Annotated in this window: 18 protein-coding genes and 1 tRNA gene; 6 read left to right on the top strand and 13 right to left on the bottom strand. The window is 58.2% G+C overall.

Going from position 1 to position 16,935, the window contains the following annotated elements:
- Positions 1-265 precede the first annotated feature (265 nt).
- The 3 genes from GYN01_RS17780 to GYN01_RS17770 are packed head-to-tail and all read right to left on the bottom strand — an operon-like array spanning position 266 to position 2,816.
- A complete protein-coding gene (locus GYN01_RS17780) occupies positions 266-1,315 on the bottom strand; it encodes an alkene reductase (protein WP_203307543.1) in 1,050 nt (349 codons plus the stop codon).
- Positions 1,316-1,335: 20 nt separating this feature from the next.
- On the bottom strand, positions 1,336-2,502 hold the full coding sequence (locus GYN01_RS17775; RefSeq protein WP_048399979.1) for an MFS transporter: 1,167 nt from the start codon (positions 2,500-2,502) through the stop codon (positions 1,336-1,338).
- 11 nt (positions 2,503-2,513) lie between these two features.
- Positions 2,514-2,816 carry an ArsR/SmtB family transcription factor gene (locus GYN01_RS17770; RefSeq protein ID WP_048363384.1) on the bottom strand — a complete coding sequence of 101 codons (303 nt, stop codon included), beginning with the start codon at positions 2,814-2,816 and terminating at the stop codon, positions 2,514-2,516.
- Between the two features lie 156 nt (positions 2,817-2,972).
- On the opposite strand from GYN01_RS17770, the gene GYN01_RS17765 reads away from it, so the two are divergent.
- Positions 2,973-3,575 (top strand): acyl carrier protein phosphodiesterase, encoded by a 603-nt coding sequence (locus GYN01_RS17765; RefSeq protein WP_203307542.1) that lies wholly within the window; start codon positions 2,973-2,975, stop codon positions 3,573-3,575.
- On the opposite strand, the gene GYN01_RS17760 is transcribed toward GYN01_RS17765, so the two are convergent.
- A complete protein-coding gene (locus GYN01_RS17760; protein ID WP_048399976.1) occupies positions 3,567-4,358 on the bottom strand; it encodes a lysophospholipid acyltransferase family protein in 792 nt (263 codons plus the stop codon). The genes GYN01_RS17765 and GYN01_RS17760 overlap by 9 nt on opposite strands.
- Positions 4,358-5,113, bottom strand: a complete 756-nt coding sequence (olsB, locus tag GYN01_RS17755; protein ID WP_048363387.1) for an L-ornithine N(alpha)-acyltransferase — start codon at positions 5,111-5,113, stop codon at positions 4,358-4,360. The genes GYN01_RS17760 and olsB overlap by 1 nt, the downstream gene beginning before the upstream one ends.
- A 263-nt stretch (positions 5,114-5,376) precedes the next feature.
- Between olsB and GYN01_RS17750 the strand changes: the two genes are divergently transcribed.
- The 4 genes from GYN01_RS17750 (at position 5,377) to GYN01_RS17735 (ending at position 9,265) form a co-directional block, all read left to right on the top strand.
- Positions 5,377-5,967, top strand: coding sequence for a YceI family protein (locus tag GYN01_RS17750; protein WP_048363388.1), 591 nt, complete (start codon positions 5,377-5,379; stop codon positions 5,965-5,967).
- A 1-nt stretch (position 5,968) separates the two neighbouring features.
- Positions 5,969-7,123, top strand: coding sequence for a phospholipase D-like domain-containing protein (locus GYN01_RS17745; protein ID WP_048399972.1), 1,155 nt, complete (start codon positions 5,969-5,971; stop codon positions 7,121-7,123).
- 137 nt (positions 7,124-7,260) lie between these two features.
- Positions 7,261-7,896, top strand: a complete 636-nt coding sequence (locus tag GYN01_RS17740; protein ID WP_048363390.1) for a LysE family translocator — start codon at positions 7,261-7,263, stop codon at positions 7,894-7,896.
- 82 nt (positions 7,897-7,978) lie between these two features.
- The gene (locus tag GYN01_RS17735; RefSeq protein WP_203307541.1) at positions 7,979-9,265 is read left to right on the top strand and encodes a GGDEF domain-containing protein; all 1,287 of its coding nucleotides are present in this window, start codon (positions 7,979-7,981) and stop codon (positions 9,263-9,265) included.
- A gap of 304 nt (positions 9,266-9,569) precedes the next feature.
- Here GYN01_RS17735 and GYN01_RS17730 read toward each other — a convergent pair.
- The 4 genes from GYN01_RS17730 to GYN01_RS17715 all read right to left on the bottom strand — a co-directional run bounded on the left by GYN01_RS17730 (position 9,570) and on the right by GYN01_RS17715 (position 11,649).
- A tRNA-Gly gene (locus GYN01_RS17730) sits at positions 9,570-9,643 on the bottom strand.
- Positions 9,644-9,710: 67 nt separating this feature from the next.
- Positions 9,711-10,595 carry an alpha/beta fold hydrolase gene (locus tag GYN01_RS17725; RefSeq protein ID WP_203307540.1) on the bottom strand — a complete coding sequence of 295 codons (885 nt, stop codon included), beginning with the start codon at positions 10,593-10,595 and terminating at the stop codon, positions 9,711-9,713.
- A 103-nt stretch (positions 10,596-10,698) separates the two neighbouring features.
- Positions 10,699-11,391 (bottom strand): pseudouridine synthase, encoded by a 693-nt coding sequence (locus tag GYN01_RS17720; protein WP_203307539.1) that lies wholly within the window; start codon positions 11,389-11,391, stop codon positions 10,699-10,701.
- Positions 11,392-11,424: 33 nt separating this feature from the next.
- Positions 11,425-11,649, bottom strand: coding sequence for a cysteine-rich CWC family protein (locus tag GYN01_RS17715; protein ID WP_048399960.1), 225 nt, complete (start codon positions 11,647-11,649; stop codon positions 11,425-11,427).
- A 149-nt stretch (positions 11,650-11,798) separates the two neighbouring features.
- Here GYN01_RS17715 and ung point away from each other — a divergent pair, with 149 nt between their 5' ends.
- A complete protein-coding gene (gene ung / locus GYN01_RS17710; RefSeq protein ID WP_203307538.1) occupies positions 11,799-12,491 on the top strand; it encodes a uracil-DNA glycosylase in 693 nt (230 codons plus the stop codon).
- Positions 12,492-12,508: 17 nt separating this feature from the next.
- Here ung and GYN01_RS17705 read toward each other — a convergent pair whose 3' ends face one another.
- The 4 genes from GYN01_RS17705 to GYN01_RS17690 are packed head-to-tail and all read right to left on the bottom strand — an operon-like array spanning position 12,509 to position 16,540.
- Positions 12,509-13,540, bottom strand: coding sequence for an AbrB family transcriptional regulator (locus GYN01_RS17705; RefSeq protein WP_048399956.1), 1,032 nt, complete (start codon positions 13,538-13,540; stop codon positions 12,509-12,511).
- Complete coding sequence (locus tag GYN01_RS17700) at positions 13,533-15,047, bottom strand: tripartite tricarboxylate transporter permease (RefSeq protein WP_203307537.1); 1,515 nt, start codon at positions 15,045-15,047, stop codon at positions 13,533-13,535. The genes GYN01_RS17705 and GYN01_RS17700 overlap by 8 nt, the downstream gene beginning before the upstream one ends.
- A 1-nt stretch (position 15,048) precedes the next feature.
- Positions 15,049-15,507 carry a tripartite tricarboxylate transporter TctB family protein gene (locus tag GYN01_RS17695; protein WP_048399952.1) on the bottom strand — a complete coding sequence of 153 codons (459 nt, stop codon included), beginning with the start codon at positions 15,505-15,507 and terminating at the stop codon, positions 15,049-15,051.
- 55 nt (positions 15,508-15,562) lie between these two features.
- Positions 15,563-16,540, bottom strand: coding sequence for a Bug family tripartite tricarboxylate transporter substrate binding protein (locus tag GYN01_RS17690; protein ID WP_048363399.1), 978 nt, complete (start codon positions 16,538-16,540; stop codon positions 15,563-15,565).
- Positions 16,541-16,935: the final 395 nt, after the last annotated feature.

Below are 16,935 nucleotides of genomic sequence, written 5' to 3'. Positions count from 1 at the left end.
CGGATCGATACAGCGTTCAAGGATGGACGTTGAAGGACATCGCAGGATGCGATTCATCAGGATGATGAAAGGGAAAAAAGGGATTAAGGAATAAATGTGGGCGGGTCAAACCGCCCCTTTTTTTCATATAACTGCCAGGGACTGTCCGAAGTCTGCATGATGTTTTTTTCGGCAGCGCGTGACCCCCCTCTTAACAGCAAAACGCCCAAGGTCGATGACCTTGGGCGTTTTGTTTTGTGTCACAGGCATTCAGAGCGTGTGGCGTTTACAGGGCAGGGTAGTCGATGTAGCCGACAGCGCCCTTCGAGTAAAACGTTTCTGGATGCGCTTCATTGAGTGGTGCATCAACTTTCAGGCGTACAGGCAGGTCTGGGTTGGCGATAAAGGGCACACCAAAGGCCACCGCATCCGCTTTACCCGCCGCCAGCCATGCGTTGGCGCTGTCCTTGGTGAAACCCTCATTAACGATGTAAGGGCCGCCGAAGGCTTCTTTCAACTGCGGGCCGATGCTGTCCGGGCCTTCTGCTTCGCGTGAGCAAATAAATGCGATGCCGCGCTTACTCAGTTCACGGGCCACGTAGCCAAAGGTTTCAGCCAGGTTTTCATCGCCCATGTCGTGCAGGTCAGCCCGTGGCGACAGGTGCACGCCTACGCGGCCTGCGCCCCAGACGTCGATTGCAGCGTCAGTGACTTCCAGCAGCAAGCGAGCACGGTTTTCGATGCTGCCACCGTATTGATCGGTGCGCTGATTGGTGCTGCTTTGCAGGAACTGGTCAAGCAGATAGCCATTGGCGCCGTGAATCTCTACACCGTCAAAACCTGCAGCTTTGGCGTTCTCTGCGCCGGTGCGATAGGCCTCAACGATGTCGGCGATTTCGGCTGTTTCCAGTGCACGCGGGGTGGGGAAATCAACCTTTGGACGCACCAGGCTCACATGGCCTTGAGCCGCAATGGCGCTTGGAGCGACAGGCGCTTCGCCATTGAGGTAAATCGGATGGGAAATGCGACCCACGTGCCACAGTTGCAAGAAGATCCGACCTCCGGCTGCGTGCAGCGCTTTGGTGACATTGGTCCAGCCGCGAACTTGATCTTCGGACCAGATCCCCGGAGTGTCGGGGTAGCCCACGCCAAGCGGGGTGACCGAGGTTGCTTCGCTAAGGATCAGGCCGGCCGATGCCCGCTGTACGTAGTATTCAGCCATTAACGCGTTAGGAACTCGTCCCTCATCGGCGCGACAGCGGGTCAGCGGCGCCATGATGATGCGGTTGGGCAGTTGGAGGTCGCCCAGTGTGATTGGATCGAAAATCGTGGTCATGTCTGTAGCCCTCTCAAAGATCAGTGTGTGGCAGTGGCCAGTTCGGTGTTACCGCCCTGGCGAAATGTAATCAGGGTCACCAGCAAAGCCAGTACCGCCAGGGCGGCTGCCGCCAGTGGCACGCTGGTAAGGCCGAAACCGTGGGCAATTACGCTGCCGCCCACCCAGGCCCCAAGTGCGTTGCCCAGGTTGAAAGCGCCAATGTTCAGGGTCGACACCAGATTGGGGGCCGCTTTGCCGAATGTGACGACGTTGACTTGCAGTGCCGGTACGGCGGCGAACGACGCGGTTGCCCAGAGGAACAGGGTGATCTCGGTCGGGATGATCGCCACGCTGGTCCAGGTCAGTACGGTGGAAATCACCGCCATGGCAATGAACACGCCGATCAGGGTTGCGGCCAGGCGCTTGTCTGCCAGTTTGCCGCCGATGATGTTACCCACGGTCAGGCCCAGGCCGATCAGTAGCAGGGTCCAGGTCACGCCACGCGGCGAAACGCCTGTGACATCGCCCAACAGGGGCGCCACATAGGTGAACAGGGTGAACATGGACGCTGCAAACAGTGCCGTCATGCTCAGTGAAAGCCAGATGCCTGCACCTTTGAGGGCAGCCAGTTCAGCGCGCATGTCGAGTTTTTCTTCGTCGCGCTTGGCTGGCAAGAAGCGAATCAGGCCAATCAATGCCACTACGCCAATAACGGTGACGGCAAAAAATGTCGAGCGCCAGCCAGCGGCCTGCCCCAGTGCGGTGCCCAGCGGCACGCCCAACACGTTAGCCAAGGTCAGCCCGGTAAACATCAATGCTACGGCAGAAGCACGCTTGTTGGCGGGCACCAGGCCTGCGGCGACCACCGAGCCAATCCCGAAGAAGGCGCCGTGGCACAGGGCTGTCACCACGCGGGCAAACATCAATACGTTGTAATCGCTGGCCAATGCACACAGCAAATTGCCAACGATAAAAATGCCCATCAACGCTACCAGCGCAGCCTTGCGCGGTAACTTTGCCGTGGCCAGTGCCATGAACGGTGCACCAATGGCCACGCCCAGTGCATAGCCCGTCACCAGCCAGCCAGCGCCGGGTATGGACACGCCAAGGTCGGTCGCGACATCTGGCAGCAAGCCCATGATCACGAACTCGGTGGTGCCGATGGCGAAGGCGCTGAGCGCCAGAATGAGGAGCGAGAGGGGCATGTAAATCCTTGTTAAAGCGCTTGGTTAAGTTTGGCGAGGAAGGCTTGAATGGTGTCTTCGTTGCGTTTGAAAAAGTGCCATTGACCGTGCTTTTGGCTGGTAATCAGCCCAGCGCGTTGCAGCGTCGCCAGATGGGCCGACACCGTGGACTGCGACAGGCCGCAGTGCTGGTCAAACTGCCCGGCGCAAACGCCGTGCTCGGTGGAGTGCAGCTGGTCGGGGAACGAGGTCTGCGGATCTTTCAGCAGATTGAGGATTTCTCGGCGTACTGGGTGTGCCAGCGCTTTTATTATTTCGTCGAGGTCGATCGTCATGGTGGCAGTGCTCAATGAGGTACAACGTTATATCGCGATGAGGCGAACTTTAAATCGTTATATCGCGATATACAAATATGATTTCGATCTGAGATCAGTTTGAATTGGTATATCGGGTTATAACGATATTGGGAGAGCAGTGCTAAACTGCGCGGCATGAATTATCTCGCACATCTGCACCTGGGCGGCCAGCGCCCTGAAGAATTACTCGGCAGCCTGTACGGCGACTTCGTGAAAGGACGCCTGCAAGGGCAATTTCGGCCGGATATCGAGTCGGGTATACAACTGCACCGCAGCATTGATGTGTTCACCGACCATCATCCGCTGGTTGATCAGGCGCTGGCGCGTTTTAGCCATACCCGTCGTCGCTATGCGGGGATTGTGCTCGATGTGTTTTTCGATCATTGCCTTGCCCGGGACTGGGCCCACTACGCCGAGCAGCCGCTGGAGCGCTTTACAGCTGACTTTTATCGGGTGCTAAAGGCCCAGGCGCATTTACCGAGTCGCCTTGCGCGCATTGCCCCCCACATGGCGGCCCACGATTGGCTGGGTTCCTATCGGCATTTCGAATCGCTTGAGCAGGTGTTTTTCGGTATCTCCCGGCGTTTGTCTCGCCCGCAAGAGCTGGCGGGCGCCATGCAAGACCTCAACGCTCTGTACAAGCCACTGAGTGAAGACTTTTACAACTTTTACCCGCAGTTACAGGCTTACGCGGCACTGCAATTGCGTCGCGCGCACGACCAGCCCCCGTCAGTGTGATAGCACAGCGGTCTCACAGGCAGTCTCGGTCGCAATGGGTGTACCCATCAACACACGACTGATAGCCTCCTGCGCTCTGAATGCCAGCACTGCGCGCTCTTGCTGATCGCTGGCAATCGGTTCCAACACGTGAATTTCGACGTCGGCCTGGGCGTGGCTGAACAAGCGCATCAAGTGCGACACCAAATCGTCATTCCCGATAAACGGCGCGATGGTGTCTGGCTCGCCATCACGGACATAGCGGATGGCAACCGGTTGCACAGGCACATGACTGTCGATGGCCGCCGACAACAGGCGCCCGTGAAAGGTACGCACCGAGCGTCCATCAGTGGTCGTGCCCTCGGGAAACATCAAGAGCGGCAGCGGCTGCTGCAAGTGCCGGGTCATGTGCTCGCGAACCCGCTGACTGTCGCCCGCGCCACGGCGAATGAACAGACTGCCAGCCTTGGCGGCCAGCCAACCCGCCACGGGCCAGCCGCGAACCTCGGCTTTGGACAAAAACGATAAAGGGGTCAATTGCCCCAGCAGTGCAATATCAGTCCATGACACATGATTGCTGACCCATAGCATGGGGGTTTGAGGCAGTTGCCCGAACACTTTGATGCGATAGGGCAGGGCATTGCTCAAACGGCTCATGAAAAATTGTGACCAACGCTGGCGCCGGTTCATGGTGCTGTTGAGTTTTAGACGCTCCATCAGCCCAAACACACTGGCCATGCCCAGCCCCAGCGCGACCACCAGCAGCACGCGGGCCACTCGGCCATAACGACGCAACCGGCGCATTACATGGCCGCCTTGAAGTGGCGTGCATAGCGCGGGCAGAGTTCGTCACGCTTGAGCAGGATAAACACATCGGCGACCTGAAAGTCTTCGTCCCAGCACGGCTCGCCGCACACCTTGGCACCCAGGCGCATGTAGGCTTTGAGCAGGGGGGGCATTTGCGCGATGAGGTTGAGGGGCACGTCGTGCGGCGGTAACGGTTTTTTCGGTTCGGCGCGTAAGTGCTCGGTACATAAATATCGTTCACGCAGGCGCTGCATGATCGCCTGTGCTTGCACGCCACCATCCTGCATCGGGATGCTGGCGCAGCCCATCAGGTAGCGATAGTTGCCCTGGTTGAGCACCTCGGCCAATTCCGCCCACAACACCGCAATCGTGCCGCCATTGCGGTAGGCCGGGTCTACACAGGTGCGGCCAATCTCCAGGATCGGTCCTTGTAGATGCGCCAGCCCGTGCAAGTTGAATTCTTCTTCGCTGTAAAAGTGGCCAATGCTGCGTGCGGCGGCGTGATCCAGCAGACGGGTGGTAGCGACCAGTTGGCCGCTGTTTAAGTCGCGTACACCGATGTGCGCGCAGTGCGTGTCGAATGCGTCTTGGTCCAGCCCACTTTCGCCGCCTTTGAGCGTTGCTTTGAGTTCATCGCTGAACACACGAAAGCGCAGCGCTTGCGCCTCGCGCAACCCTTGGGGGTCGACCAGACGCTCTGCCAGCAGGCGTCGTGCGTGAACAGTGTCGCGAATGCGGGCGATCTGAGACATTGCCAATCTCCATGCAGGCCTTTGCCCGCTTAGGGTTGCTGCCAATCGACTGAGGAGTGCAACCTCAGGCTAGGCAGGCGCAATGTCATCGCCATGACAGTTGGATGATGCTTGCATGACAGACGCTGCGGGCGTTTGAGGCCAGATGAACTGTCGGGGTAAGTTAACGTCCTACACGATGCGCGAAAAAAACTTAACGCACGGCTTGCATGTACCCGGACTAGGGGTAATGTTCGCCCACGTCTACTGGCTAAAGAGTCCTTATGTTTAAAGCGTGTTTATCTTCTGTTGGCGCGGTGTTACTGACGCTCGGCGTGAGCCTGCCCGCGCAGGCCAATTGGTATCTGGATGGTGAATCGTCGCGTTTGTCGTTTATCACCACGCAAAACGCCAACGTTGCAGCTGTGCATCGATTTTTGGTGTTGCACGGCAAAGTGGATCGCAAGGGGCAAGCGCAAGTGCGTATCGAGATGGATTCGGTCAACAGCGCGGTACCGTTGCGCGACGAACGCATGCGTGACGTGTTGTTCGATTTCAAGCACTACCCCGAAGCGCAAATCACGGCGCAAATCGACCTTCAGCCCCTCAATGATCTGGCGCCTGGCGCCCAATTTGAGTTGCGTTTACCGGTCACGGTCAGCCTGCGCGGTAAGCAACACACCTATGATGCCGAGTTACTGGCCACGCGCCTGGATGAGCATCGCTTTCAAGTGGTGACCCTGGAACCGCTGGTGGTACAGGCCGAGGATTTCGGGTTGCAACCCGAGCTGCAAACCTTGCGTAAATTGGCCGGTTTGTCGGCGATCAGCTTTTCAGTGCCGGTGGGTGCGGTGCTGATTTTCACGGCGCGCTGAGATGGCAGGGGCCGTGTTCCCGTGGCGCAGTGTCAATCGCTTCGAATTGTTGATCGACGGTCCGCAGTTTTTCCCGCGTATGCTCGCCGCCATTGCCCAGGCACAGGGCCATATCGATCTGGAGCTGTATTTGGTCGAAAGCGGGGCCTGTGCAGACGCGATCGTGCAGGCCCTGGAGCATGCCGCCGAGCGCGAGGTGCGGGTGCGCTGCCTGTTTGACGGTTACGGCAGTTTGGCGTTTTCCTTGAGTTTGCGTCGCCGCTTGATCGACGCTGGCGTGGAGCTGCGCTTTTACAACCGCATCAGTTGGCGCAAGGGGTTGAATAATCTGTACCGCGATCACCGCAAGTTGTTGTTGGTGGATCAGCAATTGGCTGTGGTCGGTGGCACGGGCGTGACCGATGAATTTTGGCAGCCGGGTACCAATACCTGCGACTGGCATGAAGTGATGGTCGAGATTCAAGGGCCATTGGTGCAGGACTGGCAGATGCTGTTTGACCGGCAATGGCGCGCCAATATCAGCCGCAAAGCCTGGAAACCCGCCACGCACTTCGGGTTGTCCCATTTGCCCCGGGTGCCCGAGCAAGGGGCGGGGATGGGGCGGGTGGCGTATGCCGATGCGCATCAACACCGCGATATTTTGCAGTCGCTGGTCAGGGCAATTAACAGCGCCAAACAGCGAATCTGGTTGGCCACGCCTTATTTTCTGCCGACCTGGCAAGTGCGCCGCTCGTTGCGTCGCGCGGCGAGCCGTGGGGTAGATGTGCGCTTGCTGCTCACCGGTCCTCGTACCGATCATCCCTCTGTGCGGTACGCCGGTCATCGCTACTACCCGCGCTTGCTTAAGGCAGGGGTGCAAATTTTTGAGTATCAGCCGTGTTTTTTGCACCTCAAAATGGTGCTGATCGATGACTGGGTGAGTATTGGTTCGTGCAACTTCGATCACTGGAACTTGCACTTCAACCTTGAGGCCAATCTCGAAGCGCTGGACCCGGCCTTGACTCAAGCGGTGGCTACAAGCTTTGTCAGTGACTTCAAACAGAGCCAGCCGGTCAGTTTGGACGCCTGGCAATCGCGTCCTCTTTGGCGGCGGGTCAAACAGCGCATCTGGGGCTGGGTTGACCGCTTGGTGGTCAATATAGTGGGGCGTCGCTAACGCGTGCCCGGATTGTTTGAGGCGGCGATAAGCGGTTTTAATTCAACATGCGGTTACATAGTGTTCAAGAACGTGCAGAATCGAGGCGCTCGACGGCCAATTGGAGAGCGTGAGTACGATTTCTGGAGCGTTTTTGCATGACACTTTCGTTGTTGTTGGCGGTACTGGCCTCAGGCTTTATTTATGGCATCACACCGGGGCCCGGGGTGTTGGCCGTTTTTGGGATTGGTGCGGCGCGTGGGCGTCGCGCGGGCGCCGGTTTTTTGTGCGGGCACTTGCTCGGTGATGTGATTTGGTGCAGTACGGCATTGATTGCCATCGTGGGTGCGCGGGAGTTCGGCAGCGCCGCATTTAACGTGCTGGGTTTATTGAGCGGGCTGTACTTGTTCTGGTTAGGGCTGCGTGCCGTCCGTGCGCAACGCAACAGCGGAGCGCAACAAGGTCCGGCTCGCCAACCGTTTGCCCACGGTATTTTTTTTGGCCTGACCAACCCCAAAGCCTATCCCGTGGCAGTGGCCACTTTTACCGCTTTGCTTTCCAGTCGGGCAGAGCTTTTGACGTGGGCGATGTTGCCCTGGCTGATAGCGCTCAGCTTTGTGGGCGGCGCGCTGGCTTACGCCATTTTGGTCGCGGTGGTTGGGGCCAGCCAGGTGCGGGCTGTGTATCAGCGCCATGAATTACTGATTACACGCTTGTGCGGCGTCATGTTTATAGGCTTTGCCATTAGTGCCTTGGGCCATGCATTGCCCGGGTTGTGGTTGAGTCTTGGATGAACTGAGTGGCAAGGATTCACTCGGCGGGTATTACGTAAAAGGATGACGCATGAGGTTTCACCTTCTGGCTTAGAGCTGCCCCATGGATATTAAGAGCTACCTGTCTCAATCCAGCGTTATTGATTTGTTGCTCGATGCCGTATGTGTGGTCGATCGTCAGGGGCGCTTCATTTATGTCAGTGCCGCCTGCGAACGCATTTTTGGTTATGCGCAGGACGAATTGATTGGCACCCGCATGATTGACCTGGTGCTTCCCGCCGACCGCGAGCGGACCCTTCAGGCGGCCAAAGAAATCATGGGCGGTGAACCCAAGCTCAATTTCGAGAACCGTTATGCGCGCAAAGATGGGCAGGTGGCTCATATCCTGTGGTCGGCACGTTGGTCGCAGACCTGGCAGATGCGCATCGCGGTGGCTCGCGACATCACCGAGCGAAAGCACGCGGAGTCTCGCCAGCAGGCATTGTTTGATATCTCTGAAGCGGCGCATAACGCCGAAGACTTGATGCAACTCTTCAAGCGGGTGCATCAGTTGATCGGCCAATGGCTGCCGGCGTTGAATTTCTCAATAGCGCTGTGCGACACCCCTCAAGGTGACTTGAGTTTTCCTTATCTCGTCGATGATCACCCTCAACGAGAGAGGGACGAGGTCAGCCATTTTAGTGAGTTAGTCATTCGCAGTGGCCAGCCTCTGTTGCACAGCGCGCGCGATACGGCCTCATGGCTGGGTGTGCCCTTGGCCACCCACAAAGGCATCATTGGTGCGGTGTTGGTCAAGAGCTCTTTGGGAAACGAGCGGTATACCGAGCAGCACAAAGAATTACTGCAATACGTGTCCACTCAAGTGGCGGCGGCCATAGAGCGAAAGCAACTGCATACCCGCTTGCAGTACTTGGCCCAGTACGATGCCTTGACCCATCTGCTCAATCGCGAGTCGTTGTATGAGCGCTTGCACAGCGCATTGGCCAAAGCCAAACGGGATAAGGGTTTTCTGGCAGTGCTGTATGTCGACCTGGACCATTTCAAACAGATCAATGATCGTTATGGGCATGGTTTTGGCGATACCTTGTTGCAACACATTGCCAGGCGCTTGCAGCATTGCGTGCGCGAGAGCGACACCGTCGCGAGGATGAGCGGCGATGAATTCGTGTTGGTGCTGGATAACCTCAAGCTGCCAGAACATGCGCTGTTCGTAGCGGAAAAAGTCCGTATTAATCTCAGCCTGCCGCTATTGATCGAGGGACACACGCTCAATGTACTGCCCAGTATCGGCGTGGCGATCTACCCCGAGCACGGCGACCAGGTGCCGCAATTGCTCCATCATGCCGACACGGCCATGTACAGCGTGAAAAGGCAGGGACGCACGGTATGAGGGAGGTTGCAGCGCATTATTTCGATGTGGCTCGTCCTGGCTTTGGAGGCCGGCTTGATCGTAGTACCGACGGCCGTGCTGGATGGCCATTCAGGAGATCGCTGTAGGCAGGTGAGTTGTGCGTTTGCCCAATTGAACGCGCTAGCGAGCCGGGACAGTGATGCGAAGGACGTGGATTGCGCTCGAACGGCAGTGGAGGTTGTTGCATTGCGTCACGTTGTGGGAGTCCTGTGTAGGGGGACTACGCGACTGTCTAGAGACTTGCTCAGTTGATTTAAGTGAAATCAATGAGTTTGGAGAAAAGTGGAGCGGGTGAAGGGAATCGAACCCTCGTTATCAGCTTGGGAAGCTGGAGTAATGCCATTATACGACACCCGCTCAGAGCGGCTGACTTTGTACCAGAACGCGGCCTGTTTGAGAAGTTTTAATTCCAGAAATCGTTGACTTACGCGCTCATGCAACAGGGCGTGTGTGAAGGTTTGCTCTGTATGAATGCAGATACAGCCATCGGTTGCAGGAAGTTGAGCAGGGCGCTTTTACAGTGTTGGCTGGCGCTGGCGTGCTCCATGTCCAGAAAATGCCCGGTGTTTTGTACGGCAATGAACTGGCTGTTCGCAATAGCGTCTGCAAAGTGGCGCGCATCACTGGCGGCGGTGTATTCGTCCCAGGCGCCATTGATGAACAGCACAGGGATTGCAATGCCGTATGCGTCGCCCAGGGTGTTCAGGCCGCCGGCGCTCAGCAGTTGTTCGATGTGAAAGTGCATTTGTGCGTATTCGTGATCGGCAAGGTTACTGATATGGCGAAAGTTGAAGCGTTTGAACAGGTGCGGCAAGTGTTTGCCCAGCGTGTCATTCACCAGGTTGCCGAGCAGCGTGCGGTTGCCCGCAGCCAGGCCCTGGCGACCGCGTTCCAGGTAGTCGTACATCGCGTCGTTCACGCGGGGTGAGAACGAGCTGATGACGGCTTTTTCGATGCGTCGGGGCGTGTTGGCCAGCGCCGTAAGTGCGACCAGCCCGCCCCATGAAAACGACAGCAAAAATCGGGCATCAAAGTGCTCGATCAATTCGAGCAGCACCTGCGCTTCAAGCTCATTGGTCAGCAGCGTTTGATGGCGGTTGTGCTGCTTTGACTGGCCCGCATACGGCTGGTCGTACAAGACGACATTCAGCGCGGGGTGCAGGTTTTTTAAGGTTTTGGCAAATGACGCAGTGGTGGCCATCGACCCGTTGACCAGAATGATCGTGCTTTGAGCCGTTTCACTGCGATACAACTCAGTGTGAATTCGATACTGACCTTGAATGTCGAGCACAGCGATTTCAGGCGTCATGGCGGCATACTCCAGCGAGCCGAGTGTCGGTTAGCCTGACGATGAACCTCGAATGTGACAGTCGATGGTGGCGGTGCCAACGGTGCGATAGACGGCCCAACGTTTAAAACAAGGCGATTTCTTGCGGGCTGAGCGCTCGATACTCACCGGGTGCCAGCCCTTTATCGAGGCTCAGCGCTCCAATGCTTTCGCGGTGCAGGCGCAGCACTTTGTTATTGAAGTAACCAAACATGCGTTTGATCTGGTGGTAGCGGCCTTCAACGATGCTCAACCGGGCGCTGTGCGCACTGAGCACATGCAGCTCAGCGGGCAGGGTAGTGAGGTCTTCGTAGGCGAAGTAAATGCCTTGTTTGAACGTGGTTGCATACGCGCTGCTGATCGTTTGTTCCGTTTCGACGTAATACACCTTGGGCAGCTTGGTTTCTGGCTGGGTCACGTGGCGTGACCAGTGGCCATCGTTGGTAATGAGCATCAACCCGCTGGTGTTGAAATCCAGTCGCCCGGCAATGTGCAGGTCTTCCTTGTCCGGCTCGTTCAATAGATCGAGCACCGTTGGGTGCTCCGGGTCCTGGGTGGCGCTGACGCAGCCGGGCGGTTTATGCAGCATGAAGTACCGCGCCGCTTTACCGGCTTGCAGGGTCTGCCCGTCGAGTTCGATGCGATTGAACGCACGCACTTCATAATGCGGGTCGCTGATGATCTGCCCATCCACCTGAATGCGCTTTTCGATCAGCAACAGGCGAACTTGCTGGCGGTTCAATTGCGGCAGGTTGCTCAGGAAACGGTCTAAACGCATAGCCTTCGATCACATGAAAATCAGGAGCGCATCTTAACGGCTGACGCCTGCATTCGATGCAGCAAGTTGCTTGAGCACCCCGGCGCAGCGCGGGCAAAGGCACGTCGCATTGCGCAGTTCGGGAGCAAGCGCCTCAATGACGTTGGGGTCAATCGTGACCTCAAAGCACCAGCACGGGCTGGCGGATGGCTCATCATTGCCGACCATCGCGCATTGGTTGCTGGCGCCGCAGGCAGGGCACAGGCTGGGTGTCGACATGGGAGGGCCATAACGCGTAGGGTTCAGGCCGATCTTTATACAACATTTAAGCCGTAACCATGATGTGCGGCGACCACACGTCCCTGATTGCATTGACAAGCCAGACGCGCTTTTTTAGTGTCCGCACCCTAGTTTTTCGAGTAATAGCCATGACGCTGGACGACCGTATAAAAATCGAACCCCTCTGGAAGCAGGCATTGCGTGATGAGTTCGAAAAACCCTACATGGGCGATCTGCGTGAGTTCCTGCGCCAGGAGCACGCGGCGGGCAAAGAGATCTACCCGCCTGGCCCACTGATTTTCAACGCGCTGAACTCGACCCCGCTTGATCAGGTCAAGGTGGTCATTTTGGGACAGGACCCCTATCACGGTCCCGGTCAGGCGCACGGATTGTGTTTTTCGGTGCAACCCGGCGTGCCCGCACCACCGTCGCTGGTCAACATTTATAAAGAACTCAAACGCGACTTGAATATCGACATCGCCCCGCACGGCTGTTTGCAGTCATGGGCGCAGCAGGGGGTTTTGCTGCTTAACACGACCATGACGGTGGAGCGCGCCAATGCCGCCTCCCATGCCAAAAAAGGCTGGGAACACTTCACCGACCGGATTATTCAGGTGGTAAGTGAGCAACAGCCCAAACTGGTGTTTTTGTTGTGGGGCGCCCATGCCCAGAGCAAACAGAAACTGATCGATGCCACCAAACATCTGGTGCTGACGTCGGTGCACCCTTCGCCGCTTTCCGCCTATCGCGGATTTATCGGCAACGGGCACTTCAGCCGCACCAACAAGTTTCTTGAGCAAAACGGCCTGACGCCCATTGACTGGAAGTTGCCTGACGCTTGAGGCAGGGCGGCAAGCCTTCAGGCTTTAAGTCGCACCCAATATTGGTAAAGGGGTTCGGCGAGAAACAATACAAACAGCAAACGCATGACTTGCAGCGCCGTGACCAACGGCACGGACAGTTGCAACACTTCGGCGGTGAGGCTCATCTCCGCGATCCCGCCCGGCATCATGCCCAGTGTCATGGAGCGCAGGTCCAGCTGGGTGAGGGCACTTAAACCCACGGCGCAGGCACTGGCGATCAGCATTGTCAGCGCTGTACCGAGCAGCGTGCGCCCGATGAACGACGGTGCGCGCCGAAAGAACGCGCGATTGAAGTGACACCCCAGACCACTGCCAATCAGCCATTGGCCTGCCTGACTACTGCCTTCGGGCAAGCCGGTGTGCAAGTCGAACAGGATACTGACGCTGGCGCTGATCAGCAGTGGTCCGAACAACCACGGGTTGGGCTGACGCAAGCGTTGCCACAGCCAGGCCAGCAAGGCACCCGCCGGAAACAGCACGGCCAGCCAAAAAACATCAACCGGGGCGGGGTGCAAGGCCGGTGTGCCGCCACCTAACATGTATTTGAACGCGGCGGGCACACACAGCACCACGGCCAGCACCCGCAAACTCTGGCCCGCAGCCACGCGGCTCAGCACCGCGCCGTTGCGTGCGCCAAGGTTGACCATTTCGCCAGAACCGCCCGGCATGCTGGAGAAAAAGGCGGTGGCTCGGTCTTCGCCGCTGCGCCGCATGATCCACACGCTGATGATGCTCGACACGCTGGTCAGTAACGCCCCCAAAAAAATCAGCCAGAAGTGCGCGAGCACCTGTTCCATCACCCCGGGTGTGAAATGCAGACCGATACCAATGCCGACAATCCATTGCCCGCACTTTCGCCCGCCCGGGATCTCGGCCAGTTGCCACGGGCTAAGGCAGCGCACCAGGATGATTGCCAACAACGACCCCACCATCCACGGCAGGGGCCAGCCGATCAGGCTGGCGAGGTAACCGCCGGCCAGACCGACCAGCGGTGTTGCCCACCACTGCTTGAACCTGGCCTCAGGCATTGGCCAGTGCACGGCGTTGAGCACTGCGTTTGCGCCAGATGCGCACAATCGGCAGCAGCAACATGAGGCTGGTCAGCACCCACACCCCCAACGTGATAGGGCTGGACCACAGAATGTCCAGCGCACCGTTGGAAATCGACAGCGCACGGCGCAGGTTCTGCTCCATCAGGCCACCCAGAATGAAGCCCAGCAGCACCGGCGACAGCGGGAAGTCGAGCTTGCGCAGGATGTAACCGAAGATGCCAATGCCGATCATCAGGAACAGGTCGAAGGTGGTGGCATGCACCGCATACACACCAATGGCGGTAATGATCGCGATCACCGGCACCAGCGCCCAGTTCGGCACGGCAAGAATGCGGGTGAAGATGCGGATCATCGGAATGTTGAGGATCACCAGCATGATGTTGGCGATAAACAACGACGCAATCAGGCCCCAGACGATGTCGGGCTGTTGTTGAAACAACAAGGGGCCGGGCGTGATGTTGTACAGCGACAACGCACCGATCATCACGGCGGTGGTGCCCGAACCCGGTACACCCAGCGTCAGCATGGGCACCAGAGCGCCACAGGCCGAAGCACCAATCGCAGTTTCAGGGGCCGCCAGGCCGCGCATGTCGCCTTCACCGAATGTACCCGTGGTGCCCGCCAGACGCTTTTCGGTCATGTAGGCCACGGCGCTGGCCAATGTCGCGCCCGCACCGGGCAGCACGCCCATGATGAAACCGAGCAGGCCGCAGCGAATATTCACGGCAAATACCGCTGCCGCTTCTTTGACGTTGAACATCATGCGGCCCGTGGCCTTGACCGCCTCCTGGCCGCGATGGGTTTTTTCCAGCAGCAAGAGAATCTCGCTGATGGAGAACAACCCCAACACCAGCACGACGAACTGAATGCCGTCAGTCAGGTGGATGTTATCGCCGGTAAAGCGGTACACACCGCTGTTGGCGTCGATCCCCACGCACGACAAAAACAAGCCGATCAGTGCGGCGATAAAGGTTTTGAGCGGTCGATCACCTGCCATACCGCCCAGGCACACGATCGCAAACACCATCAGCACGAAATACTCGGCGGGTCCGAAGGCGATCGCCCATTTGGCCAGCAGCGGCGCAAACAGCACCATGCCGCAGGTGGCGATAAAAGCGCCGATAAACGAACTCCAGGCCGACAGCGACAGCGCCACACCTGCCAACCCTTTGCGGGCCATCGGATAACCGTCCAGAGTGGTCATTACGGTAGACGCTTCGCCGGGAATGTTCAGCAGGATCGAGCTGATCCGCCCGCCGTACTCACAACCCAGGTACACCGCGGCCAGCAAAATCAGCGCGGATTCGGGCGGCAGCCCCAGCGCAAAGGCAATCGGAATTAGCAGCGCGACCCCGTTGATCGGGCCCAACCCCGGCAGCAACCCCACCACTGTGCCGATCAACGTGCCGCACAGTGCAGTGATCAGGTTGTACGGGCTGAGCGCGACGCCGAAGCCCTGGCCCAGATAGCCAAAAGTATCCATATCAGTTCTCCAGAACGTCGAGCAGGCCGAGGGGCAGCGGAACATCCATCGCTTTATCGAACAACAGATAAAGCCCCACGCTCATCAAGCTGATGATCGCCACGCTGGGCAGCCAGCGCCCGCCGTACAGGCGTGCCATCGGGATGCCAATCAGGATGCTGCTGAGGATGAAACCCAGCGGCTCAAAGGTGCCGGCAAAGATCAGCAGCAGCACGACGCACGCGCCGATTTTGATCAGGGTGTCGCGGTCCAGTTTCGGGTCGTCTTCGCTGTGCACCACCGGGGTTGGGCGAACGATCATGTAGATCAGGCCCAGCCCCATCAGGCCCAGCATCAGCAGCGGAAAGGCGCGCGGGCCGACGGGTTCGTACGAAAAAGCCGCCTGATACGGCCAGGCCATCAGCGCCAGGCCGACGCAGGCCAATAGCAGCACGGAGGCAAAAATGCGTTGTAAGAGCATGGTTCACTCCTGCGCCGCGCTGCGGGTGTGCAGCGCAGCTCTTTGGCAGTGGCGGTTACTGGATCAGGCCGAACTCTTTGGCCAGCACTTTGTAGTCGCTCACCTGTTGTTTGACGTAGGTGTCCAGCTCGGGGCCAGTCATGGCGAACGGAAAGAGTTCGCGCTGATCGCGCAAGGTGGCGAACTCTTCAGAGGCCAACAGGGTGTCGAAGGCGTTTTTCCACCACGCGTAGTCTTCGTCGCTGACTTTTGGCCCCAGATAGAAACCGCGCACCACAGGCCACACGATGTCGTAGCCCTGCTCTTTGGCGGTCGGGATGTTTTTCATCTCCGGTTCGTCCAGGCGCTCTTTGGAGAACACGGCGAGGATGCGCATATCACCGCTTTGGATGTGCGGCATGGAGTCGGAAATGTCCGTACTGCCCACCTGAATGTGCCCGCCCAACAACGCTGTGGCGATTTCACCACCGCCTTCGAGCGCGACGTAGCGCAAGTCACGCGGGTTGATCCCGGCGGCTTTGGCGATGAGCGCAGTTTGCATCCAGTCCTGGCTGCCGACGGTACCGCCGGAGCCGATGACCACTTTGCTAGGGTCTGCTTTGAGGGCTTTAACCAGATCGTCGAGGTTCTTGTACGGCGAGTCGCTTTTCACGGCAATCGCGCCGTAGCTGGTGCCGACGGCTGCAAGCCAGCGCACGGCACCCTCATCAAAGCGCCCAAATTTCCCTTGGGCCAAATTGAGCAACGAGCCACTGGACCACGCTACCAGCGTGCCTGCATCGCCGGGTCGTTGGGCAACCACGGCGTTGTAAGCCACCGCGCCCACGCCGCCCGGCATGTAGGTGACGCGCATGGGTTTGCTGAGCAGTTTTTCGTTCACCAGCGCGCTTTGCGCCAGCTTGCAGGTCAAGTCAAAACCGCCACCGGGGGAGGCTGGGGCAATGCACTCCGGGCGTTTGGGTTCGGCGATGGAGGGGCCAGCGAACAACAGGCAGCTGGCAGCAAGAGCAACGGCGCGCAGTGATGGATTCATGTTGTCTCCAGGGGAGTTGTTGTTTTTAGAAGAAGGGCGGGCCCTATCGCACGAGCAGCCGGGTTTGACCGACGCGCACGCTTAACGCGGGGCGACAGAGCCTGTGGGTCAGGCCCATGACTGTACCGATCGAGGTGAATTGGCGAATACGAAGTAAACGGACAGGCCAGGTGGCCCGAGGCTGTAAAGCCGGCATGAAGAGGTGCTCCATTATTGTTCTTATTGGCGAAAACGCTTCGAGGCGTTTTTCGGGTTGCTACGGCATTCAGGGCACGGGTAGTTGTAACTGCCCATTTCACGATCCTAGTGGGCGAACCTTTCGCCAACCTTTCAACCGCCGTTCATCCCGTTTCATCCTTTTTCTGACTTCACAGCCTTGCAGGCGTCTGTACACT

It is taken from the genome of Pseudomonas weihenstephanensis (assembly GCF_016812185.1).
In the GTDB taxonomy this organism is placed as follows: Bacteria; Pseudomonadota; Gammaproteobacteria; order Pseudomonadales; family Pseudomonadaceae; genus Aquipseudomonas; species Aquipseudomonas weihenstephanensis.
Note: the sequence above shows the minus strand (reverse complement) of the source record. Positions and strands in the feature narration are given on the sequence as shown.

What these genes read in the sequence shown, in the direction of transcription:
- GYN01_RS17780 (WP_203307543.1), bottom strand. Translation starts at nt 1,315, where the DNA reads ATGACCACGATTTTCGATCCAATCACACTGGGCGACCTCCAACTGCCC.
- GYN01_RS17775 (WP_048399979.1), bottom strand. Translation starts at nt 2,502, where the DNA reads ATGCCCCTCTCGCTCCTCATTCTGGCGCTCAGCGCCTTCGCCATCGGC.
- GYN01_RS17770 (WP_048363384.1), bottom strand. Translation starts at nt 2,816, where the DNA reads ATGACGATCGACCTCGACGAAATAATAAAAGCGCTGGCACACCCAGTA.
- GYN01_RS17765 (WP_203307542.1), top strand. Translation starts at nt 2,973, where the DNA reads ATGAATTATCTCGCACATCTGCACCTGGGCGGCCAGCGCCCTGAAGAA.
- GYN01_RS17760 (WP_048399976.1), bottom strand. Translation starts at nt 4,358, where the DNA reads ATGCGCCGGTTGCGTCGTTATGGCCGAGTGGCCCGCGTGCTGCTGGTG.
- olsB (WP_048363387.1), bottom strand. Translation starts at nt 5,113, where the DNA reads ATGTCTCAGATCGCCCGCATTCGCGACACTGTTCACGCACGACGCCTG.
- GYN01_RS17750 (WP_048363388.1), top strand. Translation starts at nt 5,377, where the DNA reads ATGTTTAAAGCGTGTTTATCTTCTGTTGGCGCGGTGTTACTGACGCTC.
- GYN01_RS17745 (WP_048399972.1), top strand. Translation starts at nt 5,969, where the DNA reads ATGGCAGGGGCCGTGTTCCCGTGGCGCAGTGTCAATCGCTTCGAATTG.
- GYN01_RS17740 (WP_048363390.1), top strand. Translation starts at nt 7,261, where the DNA reads ATGACACTTTCGTTGTTGTTGGCGGTACTGGCCTCAGGCTTTATTTAT.
- GYN01_RS17735 (WP_203307541.1), top strand. Translation starts at nt 7,979, where the DNA reads ATGGATATTAAGAGCTACCTGTCTCAATCCAGCGTTATTGATTTGTTG.
- GYN01_RS17725 (WP_203307540.1), bottom strand. Translation starts at nt 10,595, where the DNA reads ATGACGCCTGAAATCGCTGTGCTCGACATTCAAGGTCAGTATCGAATT.
- GYN01_RS17720 (WP_203307539.1), bottom strand. Translation starts at nt 11,391, where the DNA reads ATGCGTTTAGACCGTTTCCTGAGCAACCTGCCGCAATTGAACCGCCAG.
- GYN01_RS17715 (WP_048399960.1), bottom strand. Translation starts at nt 11,649, where the DNA reads ATGTCGACACCCAGCCTGTGCCCTGCCTGCGGCGCCAGCAACCAATGC.
- ung (WP_203307538.1), top strand. Translation starts at nt 11,799, where the DNA reads ATGACGCTGGACGACCGTATAAAAATCGAACCCCTCTGGAAGCAGGCA.
- GYN01_RS17705 (WP_048399956.1), bottom strand. Translation starts at nt 13,540, where the DNA reads ATGCCTGAGGCCAGGTTCAAGCAGTGGTGGGCAACACCGCTGGTCGGT.
- GYN01_RS17700 (WP_203307537.1), bottom strand. Translation starts at nt 15,047, where the DNA reads ATGGATACTTTTGGCTATCTGGGCCAGGGCTTCGGCGTCGCGCTCAGC.
- GYN01_RS17695 (WP_048399952.1), bottom strand. Translation starts at nt 15,507, where the DNA reads ATGCTCTTACAACGCATTTTTGCCTCCGTGCTGCTATTGGCCTGCGTC.
- GYN01_RS17690 (WP_048363399.1), bottom strand. Translation starts at nt 16,540, where the DNA reads ATGAATCCATCACTGCGCGCCGTTGCTCTTGCTGCCAGCTGCCTGTTG.